This window comes from Pseudarthrobacter albicanus, from assembly GCF_018224015.1.
Taxonomy (GTDB): Bacteria; Actinomycetota; Actinomycetes; order Actinomycetales; family Micrococcaceae; genus Arthrobacter; species Arthrobacter albicanus.
The window spans coordinates 1-350 of sequence record NZ_JAGPOT010000207.1 but is presented as its reverse complement, the minus strand read 5'-3'; the positions used below and the strand labels follow the sequence as shown (position 1 = coordinate 350).

The window sequence follows — 350 nt, the reverse complement described above, 5'->3', positions numbered from 1 at the left end:
GACCAACCAGTGTCACCGGTGTCCCGGCGGTCGTGACCGGTTCGTCGAACAGCAGCGTCAGCGTTTCGGGGGCCGTGGCGACGGTCGAGTCGGCGGCCGGTGCGGTGAAGAGCAGGTTGGCGTGCGCGGAAGCAGGGACCGCCGACAGCAGTCCGGCAAAGACGAGCCCCGCCGTGGCTGCGAGCAGTGCGGCGGCACGGCCGGGACGGTGCGGTCGCCGGCCGGTCCTACGCTTCACGCCGGGGAGGCGGGATGAGGCCGGTGCCGGTGCCGGGGTGTGCGCTCTGCAGTTGTGCGAGTTCGTCCCGGGCCGCCCGGATCCGGTCATCAATGCCCTGCGCCGGCCCGGC

The 350-nt window shown here is 73.4% G+C and carries 1 protein-coding gene; it reads right to left on the bottom strand.

Going from position 1 to position 350, the window contains the following annotated elements:
* Positions 1-238, bottom strand: a 238-nt coding sequence (locus tag J9611_RS21460) for a copper resistance CopC family protein (protein ID WP_211883292.1), incomplete at its 3' end; no start/stop codon positions are given.
* Positions 239-350: the final 112 nt, after the last annotated feature.